The organism is Polaribacter sargassicola (assembly GCF_021991835.1).
Taxonomy (GTDB): Bacteria; Bacteroidota; Bacteroidia; order Flavobacteriales; family Flavobacteriaceae; genus Polaribacter; species Polaribacter sargassicola.
Genome location: NZ_JAHDAU010000010.1, coordinates 107077 through 117208, shown reverse-complemented (window position 1 = coordinate 117208; position 10132 = coordinate 107077). Strand labels below are relative to the sequence as shown.

At 29.5% G+C, this 10132-nt stretch carries 9 protein-coding genes; 1 reads left to right on the top strand and 8 read right to left on the bottom strand.

The window, feature by feature from the left end:
• On the top strand, positions 1 to 797 hold a 797-nt coding region (locus KI686_RS14335), incomplete at its 5' end, for a PIG-L family deacetylase (RefSeq protein WP_368735870.1).
• 76 nt (positions 798 to 873) lie between these two features.
• Here the strand turns inward: KI686_RS14335 and KI686_RS14330 are convergent.
• From KI686_RS14330 to KI686_RS14295, 8 genes are all read right to left on the bottom strand, one after another.
• Positions 874 to 2304 (bottom strand): DUF3526 domain-containing protein, encoded by a 1431-nt coding sequence (locus KI686_RS14330; RefSeq protein WP_237590014.1) that lies wholly within the window; start codon positions 2302 to 2304, stop codon positions 874 to 876.
• Between the two features lies 1 nt (position 2305).
• A complete protein-coding gene (locus KI686_RS14325; RefSeq protein ID WP_237590013.1) occupies positions 2306 to 3709 on the bottom strand; it encodes a DUF3526 domain-containing protein in 1404 nt (467 codons plus the stop codon).
• 2 nt (positions 3710 to 3711) lie between these two features.
• Positions 3712 to 4422: an ABC transporter ATP-binding protein gene (locus KI686_RS14320; protein WP_237590012.1), complete on the bottom strand. Its 711-nt coding sequence runs from the start codon at positions 4420 to 4422 to the stop codon at positions 3712 to 3714.
• A gap of 140 nt (positions 4423 to 4562) precedes the next feature.
• Complete coding sequence (locus tag KI686_RS14315) at positions 4563 to 4901, bottom strand: hypothetical protein (RefSeq protein WP_237590011.1); 339 nt, start codon at positions 4899 to 4901, stop codon at positions 4563 to 4565.
• Between the two features lie 143 nt (positions 4902 to 5044).
• Positions 5045 to 6271 carry a carboxypeptidase-like regulatory domain-containing protein gene (locus KI686_RS14310; RefSeq protein ID WP_237590010.1) on the bottom strand — a complete coding sequence of 409 codons (1227 nt, stop codon included), beginning with the start codon at positions 6269 to 6271 and terminating at the stop codon, positions 5045 to 5047.
• A 61-nt stretch (positions 6272 to 6332) separates the two neighbouring features.
• Complete coding sequence (locus KI686_RS14305; RefSeq protein WP_237590009.1) at positions 6333 to 8348, bottom strand: M3 family metallopeptidase; 2016 nt, start codon at positions 8346 to 8348, stop codon at positions 6333 to 6335.
• 92 nt (positions 8349 to 8440) lie between these two features.
• Positions 8441 to 8920 carry a 5-(carboxyamino)imidazole ribonucleotide mutase gene (gene purE / locus KI686_RS14300; RefSeq protein WP_237590008.1) on the bottom strand — a complete coding sequence of 160 codons (480 nt, stop codon included), beginning with the start codon at positions 8918 to 8920 and terminating at the stop codon, positions 8441 to 8443.
• A 44-nt stretch (positions 8921 to 8964) separates the two neighbouring features.
• Positions 8965 to 10122: a 5-(carboxyamino)imidazole ribonucleotide synthase gene (locus KI686_RS14295; RefSeq protein ID WP_237590007.1), complete on the bottom strand. Its 1158-nt coding sequence runs from the start codon at positions 10120 to 10122 to the stop codon at positions 8965 to 8967.
• Positions 10123 to 10132: the final 10 nt, after the last annotated feature.

The following is a 10132-nucleotide window of genomic DNA, read 5'->3' as shown; positions in this document are numbered from 1 at the left end:
GAGGAACCTTTAAAAGATTGCATGAACAAGGTCATGAAGTTCATTTAGGATATCAAACCTCAGGAAATATTGCTGTTGCAGATGATGAAGCTTTAAGATTTGCCAGTTTTGTATGTGATTACAACGAGAAATTTGGAATAGAAAGTCCAGAAGCAGAAGACATCTTTAAAAAAGCAGTTACTTTTTTAAAGAATAAAAAAACAAGCGAAATAGACTCTTTAGAGGTAAGAAAGATAAAAGGATTAATAAGACAAGGAGAGGCAAGAGCCGGATGCCATTATATAGGTTTACCAGATGAACAAATCCATTTTATGGAATTACCATTTTATGAAACTGGAGCGATTAAAAAGAATCCGATAGGGATTGCAGATGTAGAAATTACTAAAAAATTAATCGAAAAAATAAAACCACATCAAATTTATGCAGCAGGAGATTTGGCAGATCCACATGGTACACATAAGGTTTGTTTAGACGCTATTTTTGCAGCAGTAAAAGAGTTGAAATCGAAAGATTTTATGAAAGATTGTTGGGTTTGGTTATACAGAGGTGCATGGCAAGAATGGGGAGTTGATGAAATAGAAATGGCGGTACCAATGGGACCAGATCAAGTTTTAGAAAAACGAAAAGCTATTTTTAAACATCAATCTCAAAAAGACGGCGTTGTATTTCAGGGAACAGATAGTAGAGAATTTTGGCAACGCGCAGAAGACAGAAATAAAGAAACAGCAGATTTGTATGATCAATTAGGATTGTCTCATTACGCTGCAATGGAAGCTTTTGTAAGATGGCATTATTAAAGTAGAAATGATGTTTTTTACTGTTTGATAAAGAAAAAATACCTATCCGTTAAAAAGATAGGTATTCTTTTTTGTTTTAATTTATCAAAGTTCCTTTCTCACTTTTTTTATTAAAAAATAACCAACTAAATGTCAATATTAATGCTGAAAAGAATAGTATTATAAAAGCATTAAATGTCATAGAAGCTATTTTTGGTTGTTGATATTCAAACATTGGTAAATTTTTGTACATTTTTTTTCTAAAAGGTTGACTCTTATATAATAACGGAGTGAAAAAATCTTTCCATTTTACAGAAAATGCAACAACTTGTTTTTTGTATTCTTGATAATGTGCAGAAGAAGTACCCGCTAAATTGTTAAAACTTTGCTGTACAATTACTGCTGGCGATATGTATTGCCAGTTTTCAATCCAACTTTGTTGGTTTTCAATCTGCTCTGTATACGAAGCTAAAAGTGGTTTTAATTCCGCTTCAGCTAAATTTTGAGAGGCAATATATCTATGCCAAAAAGAATAATTTATTTCCTTTCCTGTAGATGCATATTCTGGGTGATCTCTCAAATAATTGTCTAAAATTTTATCTTGCTTTTCAGCAATTTCTTTTTTTACATTTCTTACTTCTGCCAACATTTTTGTTCTAGAAGGTATTGGATACGCTAAGTTGGCTAATTGACTTACTGTTGCTGGTATAATCAAAATAACAAACACCCAAATACCTAATAAACTTACGGCATTTTTTGCAGAATTTCCAATAAAAATATTAATCGCTAAAACAATTGCAAACCAAAATAATATATATGCTGTTGTTATCATTATTAGTGATAAAAAAGCACCCATATTATCACCAAAATCAAAACCATTAATAATAAAAGTTATCAGTAAAACAACAGAAGTTATAAGCGTAAGCCAAAAGAAACGAAATGTAACTTTTTGTAGCAGCCAAGAATAAATAGAAATTGGTTGAGATGCTAATAATTTTATAGAACCGTATTCTTTTTCTTTAGAAAGAATATTGTAGCTAAAAGCAATAATTATAAGTGGTAAAATGTAAATGATTACAAAGGCAATATCAAAACTTCCAAATAATAATTGAACAGGACTAGATAGCTCGGAATAGTTATAAGAAAAATTATCTCCGTATATTTTTGGCTGAACAGTATGTGTAAATAAATCACTTTGTCCTACAGAAATAAAGGTTAAAGGTTTTGGTTGTAATGCCGCCACTTTTGGATATCTATAACCTACATTCATTGGGTTGTTAGGTAAAAGATTGTTACTCATATTTACCTCTAAACCTTTCTCTAAAGAATCTAATACATGCAACATAACAGCATCTCTTTCTTCTGTTTGAGCAGTAATTTTACTAAAATCCTCTATTCGTTTATTTACTTTTTGTTTTCCGTTATAACCTGCAAAAAGCATTACAATCAGCAAGATTGTAGACAGTAAAAAAAGCCACTTACTACGTAGTAACGATTTTAATTCGTATTTAAAATTATATAGAAACATATTAGTAGTTTTTGTTAGTTAAAAATAATAAGCCACCAGTTACAGAAAACCATAGAAAAAGTATTACAAAATTAGAGGTATTTTCATTTAGTTTTTCTGATAAAGATGCAGGTGTATATTCAAATCTCGGTAGGTCTTTCCAAGTGTCTGCAGAAGCTACATAGCGTTCTCCTATTTTAGAGTTTTTTTCTGTATTACCATTAAGGAAAGCTTGCGTTTTAATTCTATAATCTTCTGCAGCATCAGAAAAATTAATATGAGATTGATAGTCTGTGTTTGCAATAGACATTGACAAAAAACGCGCAGGTAAAAACGGAGAAATCACAGCCAATGTTTTATAAATACTAGACTGTTTTTTAAACTGATTCTTTAGCTTTTTATAATGTTTTGCATAGATTTCTGCTTGATATTCTTCACTTTTTTGCATTCTATATGCACTATAATTAAAAGGTAAGTCGTTAACAGAGTTTACATTATGTTCTTTTAAAACTTTTTCTTCTAGTTCTTTAGATTTTTGATTCCAAGGATTATGTCCATCTAAACCTTCACTTTTTTCTTTAGCAATATTTTCGGAAAATTCTTGTTGCGTTGGATATGGATATTTAGAATCTGCAATATTACTAGCTATTTTAGGAGCAATAAAACAAGCTAAAACCCAAAATGTTAAGCTAGAAACTAATGCAATTCCAGATTTTTTAGAGATTGATGAAATCAATAAAATTACATTGGTAAAAATGAAATAGTAAATTAAATATATAAGATATAAAATACCAAAAGAACTCCAACTAAAAACACCAAAACCTTTAATGTTAGAAAGAATTATACCTGCAATTAAAAATAATAAAGTGGTTATAATTAAAGTTGGTATTAAAGCTGCAATCCATTTTCCGATGACTAGTTTCCAACCATCAACACCTTGACTTTTTATGATGTAAAAAGTTCTTCCTTCTATCTCTTTGGTAAAAGAATTATAACCAACCAAGATGATAATTAACGGAATGATAAAAAACAAAATAAAGTCTGGAGTTAATTCTCCAAAACGAGACAATGCTGTTTGGTCTGTAGCTGTGCTGTATTGTGCTTGGTTTCTGTTATGCGCTTCTAAAAAAATAGAAATTCCGGTATATTTATCTACTCCTTGGTCTAAAAGAGATAAAGGCAATTTAGGTTTAAAAACATAATTACCAAAATGTGCTGCAGAATGCGGGTTTTTTGCTCCTTGAGACTCCCAAACTGTGCGTTCATTTTTTTCTGCACTATCGTATTGTTCATTAATGCTGCTATATTGTTTAGAGGTGATAAAAACAGAAGCAACAAGAAGAAAAAGTACAATAAAAAAAGAAATTTTAAAACGACCATCTCGTAAAATTTCTTGTACTTCTTTTTTTATTATTTGAAAAATCATAATTATACTTCGTTTAAATTCATAGTTTCTAAATACAATTTTTCTAAATCTTGTAAAGATATTTGATCAGTAGCAAAACTGTGTTTTAGTTCACCTTGTTTCATAATACCTATGTGTGTACCAATTTCTTTAGCTCTAAAAATATCATGAGTAGCCATTAATATGGCAACATTATTTTTACGCATTTTTTTTAATAATTCACCAAATTCATTACTAGATTTTGGGTCTAAACCAGAAGTTGGTTCATCTAATAATAGCACTTTTGCATCTTTTGCAATAGCCAAAGCAATTCCTACTTTTTGACGCATACCTTTAGAGAAAAATTGAATTCTTTTATGATGAGCTTCTTTCTGTAAACCTGCCTCTTCTAAAAAAGCTTCTAGTTCTGGTTTGTAAAATTTACCGCCACCAATACCTAAAAAATAATCTAAGTTTTCTACAGCAGAAAGCGTAGGATAGAGCATCAAATTTTCTGGTATGTATGTTAAAAAAGACTTTGTTTTTTTAGCATTTTTTACCACATCTGTATCGTTTATAAATGCTTGTCCAGAAGTTGGTGCAATAAAGTTTAAAAGTAAGTTTATTGTAGTAGATTTTCCGGCTCCGTTTGCTCCAAGAAGACAGAAAATTTCACCTTGTTTTATTTCTAAATTTAAATTTTTTAGCGCAATAAAATCGCCATATTTTTTGGTTAAGTTAGTTGTTTTTATCATTTGTTAGAATATTTTAAAATTATAGGAATGTACTCTTCTAATATCATTATAAATAAAATGAGTTTTTATAACTCTTTGTATTTGATGATATTAAAAGGTTTAGTTTAATGAAATAATGAACAGTAATTAATTACTGTATTTTAAGAAAGATATAAAGGCGGAGCTCTTAATTGTTTACTGCTAAAAACAAAAAAAGAAATAATAAAAGAATATTCTTTAACTATTTTTTCTTTGTTAATTGTAGCGGTACAAAAATCACTTGTTTGAAAAAATAAATGATTAAAAGGTGTAGTTGAAATGGAGCAAATTTCACAAAAATCTACAACATTTTTATCTATGTGTACATTGTTGTCTAAATGCGATGAATAAGGTTTATGATTTTTGTGATGATGTGCTACTTTTATGATAGTAGGAAGCAGTACAAGCAATGCGAAAAACACTACTAAAATACTTTTTACTATAGACTTCTTTTTTATCATAAAAAAACAAAACGTATAGTCCGCTAATCTAAATACTTTATAATTTTTGAAGTTTGTTTTTTTGTTAATATTTTACTAAAAAAACAATAAAAGGTTAATATTTGTTCTTGTAAATCAACTTTTTAAAAATAAAATATTTTTAGTTAATTGTCTGTATTAGGTTTGTAGTCTAAAGGTAAATATGTCGCAATTTTTTCGTAGTAAGACCAATAATTTTCAAACAAAACATCTAGAGGATATATTAATAAACCATTTTTATCAACAATAATTCCTTCTTTTAATGGAATTAAATTTGAAGTTTGTGGCAAAGGTTCTCTCAGTTTTTGAAATGCATTTCTAGTTAAATAACCCATTTCTTCTTTTTCTTTTGTGTAAACAATGCTTAAATTATCATCAAATGTAAGATAAGCTATTCTATTTTTTATAGTGATGATATCTTTTTGAGATAATTTAGATTTGTACAAATAATCGTTAAATTTTTCTAATCGCGATTTTTTTATAGTTACCAAAGCAGAATCAATAGCATTTTTGGGTTCATCTATTTCTTTACTGAAATTGATATTTAAACCACGACTGAGTTTTATAATTTCTCTTGCTTTTTTAATTTCAGAGTCAGAAGGTCTTTCTGGATTTAGAACTCTTTTAAACTGGTTTACAATAAAACCTTCTTCTGTAAATGTGTTGTTTAATAATGATTTAAAAAAGTGAATTGTAGAGCCATTGTAAGCTTTTTCTCTATTCTCGTTCCAATGTTTTTGTTTTCTTTTTCCTCCTTTCAATTGTTCGTATCTAGAATAACCTAAATAACTGACATAATTTTTGTTGCGTTCAAAATTTTCTAGCTCATAAGTAATTAAATACCCTAAGCCTTTGTGTTTTAATCGCAGTGGTTTTCTTGCTAAAGCTGTTAAAATATTTTCTTTGGCATTGTAATTAAAATGCAAAACTTCAGGGTTTAAAAGCTCGCAATCTTTTGCCAATTCTGTAATACCTATAAAATCTCTTTTAAAAGCAGCTAAATTGTATTTCCATTCATCATTGTAAACCGTTTTTTTAATAATAATTTCATCTAAAATATTTTCATCTTCTTGTAACTTAAAGATTAAAGGCTGTAAGTAAGATGAGGTGTTTAAAGAATAATTAATTTTTTTAAACCCTAAATAAGAAACAATTAACTCATATTTACCTTCTTCTACAGATAAAGAAAATTTACCATTAGCATTTGTAGTTGTACCAAGCATTGTGTTGTTTAAATAAATGGCAACATTTTCTATAGGCGTATTGTTTTCATAAACAGTTCCTTCTATCGTTTTTTGAGAGAAAATAGAATATGAAATAAAAAGAACTAAAAGTAAAAATCGGTTTTTCATGTGATAAAAATAATCATTGAAAAACCGATTTAAATATAATTTCTGTTAATTAGTGTTAACTCTAAAGTAAACCTGCTCTTTTTAGCAAAGCGTCTGGTTTTGGTTCTTTGCCTCTAAAACGTTTGTACAATTCCATTGGTTTTTCTGTTCCTCCTTTAGACAATACATTCTCTTTAAATTTTGTAGCAACTTCTTTGTTAAAAATACCTTCTTCTAAGAAATACTCAAAAGCATCTGCATCTAAAACTTCTGCCCATTTGTAAGAATAATATCCAGCAGAATATCCTCCTTGAAAAATATGAGAAAAAGCAGTACTCATAGCATTTTCTGCAACATCAGGATATAATTTTGTTTCTGCAAAAGCATCGTTTTCAAATTCTTTTATTGATGTAATTTTAGATGGATCTTCGCTATGCCATTTCATATCTAAAAGACCAAAACTTAACTGACGTAAAGTTTGCATTCCTTCATGAAAACTAGCCGATTCTTTAATTTTTTCTACATATTTCATTGGTATAACTTCTCCAGTTTCATAATGTTTGGCAAACAACTCTAAAGCTTCTTTTTCGAAACACCAGTTTTCTAAAACCTGACTTGGTAATTCTACAAAATCCCAAGAAACCGAAGTACCAGATAAACTATTGTAAGTTGTGTTTGCTAACATTCCGTGTAAGGCATGTCCAAACTCATGAAACAAGGTCGTAACTTCATTAAAAGTTAATAAAGAAGGTTTTGTAGCCGTAGGTTTTGTAAAATTACAAACAATAGAAACGTGTGGTCTTTCGTTAATGCCGTCTTTTATTTGTTGCGATTTGTATGATGTCATCCAAGCACCATTTCTTTTTCCTTTTCTAGGATGAAAATCTGCATAAAAAACAGCAATAAAGTTACCTTCTGTATCGGTTACGTTGTAGGTTTTTACATCTTCATGATATTTATCGATGTTAAAAACTTCTTCAAATTTTAAATCATATAATCTGTTTGCAATTTCAAAAACCCCATCAATTACGTTTTCTAATTTAAAATAAGGTTTTAAAGCTTCTTGGTCTAAATCGAATAATTCTTTTTTTAATTTTTCTGAATAATAAGCACCATCCCATTTTTGAAGCTTTTCTATTCCGTCTAATTTTTTTGCAAAATTTTCTAAGTTTTCAAATTCTTTTAAAGCAGCAGGTTTGGCTTTTTTTAATAAATTGTTAGAAAATTCGATTACTTTTTCTGGCGTTTCTGCCATTCTTTCTTCTAAAACAAAATGAGCATGTGTTTTGTAACCTAATAAATTGGCTCTTTTTTGACGAAGATTAACAATTTCTAAAACAATTTCCTCATTATTAAATTCGTTATCCTGAAAAGCTTTTTTACCAGCAGCAATAGCCATTTTTTTACGTAATTCTCTGTTGTCTGCGTAGGTTAAAAAAGGAATATAACTAGGGTAATCTAAAGTAAAAATATAACCTTCTTTATTTTTAGATTTTGCTATTTCTTTTGCAGCTTCTTTTGCGCTTTCTGGTAAACCAGCAACATCTTCTTCATTGGTTAAATGCAGTTCAAAAGCATTGGTTTCTGCCAAAACATTTTCGCCAAATTTTAAAGATAATTTAGAGAGTTGTGCATCTATTTCTCTAAGTTTTGTTTTGTCTTCTTCTTTTAAATTAGCTCCATTTCTCGCAAAACCTTTGTATTGTTTGTCTAGCAACATGGCTTGTTCTTTAGTTAAATTTAAAGAATCTTTAGTGTCGTAAACAGTTTTTACTTTTGCAAACAAAGCTTCATTTAAAGTAATATCATTACTAAACTCACTTAACCAAGGAGAAACTTCTTGTGCAATTTTCTGAATTTCATCATTTGTTTCTGCAGAATTTAAGTTGAAAAAAATGCTTGTAATTCTACCTAATTTACTTCCTGTAAAATCTAAAGCAACCGTTGTGTTTTCAAATGTTGGTGTATCTGTATTGTCAACAATTTCTTGAATTTCTGCTTTGGCAATTTCTATTCCTTTTTTAATAGCAGGAATGTAATCATCATTAGAAATTTTAGAAAAAGGAGCAGTATTAAAATCTTGTAAAAGTGGATTCATGTAAAAATGTGTAATTGTTTAATTGTGTCAGGTCGAGTGCAGTCGAGACCTAAAATAAACCTCTTTCTTGACTGAGCTCGGAGAGACATTTTTTATTGTCTAACTCTTGCAGAAGCTTTTTCAACTTTAAGTTTCAATTCTTCTTTATAAGCGATAATTTTATTTAAAACAAGTTCATCTGAAGCACCAATTATTTGCGCTGCTAAAATACCTGCATTTTTTGCGCCATCTAAAGCAACCGTTGCAACAGGTACGCCACCAGGCATTTGTAGGATAGATAAAACAGAATCCCAACCATCTATAGAGTTTCTGCTTTTTACAGGAACACCAATTACAGGTAAAGGACTCATACTTGCTACCATTCCTGGTAAATGTGCAGCACCACCAGCACCCGCAATAATTACTTGTATACCTCTGTTGTGTGCATTTTTAGAATAATCTACTAATTTTTCTGGAGTTCTGTGAGCAGAAACAATGTCTACTTCTATTTTAATATCAAAACTTGTTAAAATATCTATTGCTTCTTGCATTATTGGAAGATCAGAATCGCTTCCCATTATTATTCCTACCATAGTTTTATTTTTAAAAGCCGAATAAAATTCAGCTGAATACCTAATTATTTTGCAATTACTCTAATTGTTTCTTTTACTTTTTGTGCTATTTCTCTCGCTTTATCAATATCAGGATTTACAATAGTAACATGTCCCATTTTTCTAAAAGGACGAGTTTCTTTTTTTCCGTAAATGTGAGGTGTAACCCCATCAATTTTTAAAATGTCTTCTATATTTTCGTAAATAACATTGCCAGAAAAACCTTCTTCACCAACAAGGTTTACCATAATGCCGGCAACTTTACTTTCGGTATTTCCTAACGGAAGGTTTAAAATAGAACGTAAATGTTGTTCAAATTGATTGGTATAACTTGCTTCTATAGAATAATGACCAGAGTTGTGTGGTCTTGGTGCAACTTCATTTACCAAGATTTTATCATCTACTGTTTGAAACATCTCTACAGCTAATAAACCAACAAAATCTAAATTACTAACTACTTGCAAGGCAACTTCTCTTGCTTTTTCTGCAACTTTAAAATTGATTCTTGCAGGACAAATAACATATTCTACTTGGTTAGCTTCTGGATGAAATTCCATTTCTACAACCGGGTATGTTTTTACTTTTCCATCTGCATTTCTAGCAACAATTACAGCTAATTCGTTTTTAAACGGAATTAATTTTTCTGTAATACACTCAACATTTGGTAAGCTTTCTAAATCGGCAATATTTCTAACAATTTTTACACCATTACCATCGTAACCAAAACGAGCAGCTTTCCAAACAAAAGGGAAACTTATAATATCATTTTCTACAGAATGTTTTAATTCTTCTAGATAAGCGTAATGAGAAAAATCTGCAGTAGGTATTTTATGGTCTACATAAAAGTTTTTCTGTCTTGCTTTGCTTTGTATAATGCGTAAATCTTTTGGCTTAGGATAAATTGGTAAACCTTCTGCTTCTAGTTTATCTAAAGCATCTAAGTTTACATTTTCAATTTCTATTGTTAATAAATCTACTGTTTTACCAAAATTGTAAACAGCATCAAAATCTAATAAATTACCAAGTACAAAAGTGTTACAAATTTCTGCACAAGGTGCATTTTTATTACTGTCTAAAATAGAGGTATGTATGTCTAATTTTTGAGTTTCTGCTAAAAGCATTCTACCCAATTGTCCGCCACCAAGAACGCCTAGTTTAAAATCTGAAGAAAAATAGTTTTTCACGTTAAATATT

Excerpts from the sequence above, each read along its gene's own strand:
- KI686_RS14330 (WP_237590014.1), bottom strand. The coding sequence starts at position 2,304 with ATGTTTCTATATAATTTTAAATACGAATTAAAATCGTTACTACGTAGT.
- KI686_RS14325 (WP_237590013.1), bottom strand. The coding sequence starts at position 3,709 with ATGATTTTTCAAATAATAAAAAAAGAAGTACAAGAAATTTTACGAGAT.
- KI686_RS14320 (WP_237590012.1), bottom strand. The coding sequence starts at position 4,422 with ATGATAAAAACAACTAACTTAACCAAAAAATATGGCGATTTTATTGCG.
- KI686_RS14315 (WP_237590011.1), bottom strand. The coding sequence starts at position 4,901 with ATGATAAAAAAGAAGTCTATAGTAAAAAGTATTTTAGTAGTGTTTTTC.
- KI686_RS14310 (WP_237590010.1), bottom strand. The coding sequence starts at position 6,271 with ATGAAAAACCGATTTTTACTTTTAGTTCTTTTTATTTCATATTCTATT.
- KI686_RS14305 (WP_237590009.1), bottom strand. The coding sequence starts at position 8,348 with ATGAATCCACTTTTACAAGATTTTAATACTGCTCCTTTTTCTAAAATT.
- purE (WP_237590008.1), bottom strand. The coding sequence starts at position 8,920 with ATGGTAGGAATAATAATGGGAAGCGATTCTGATCTTCCAATAATGCAA.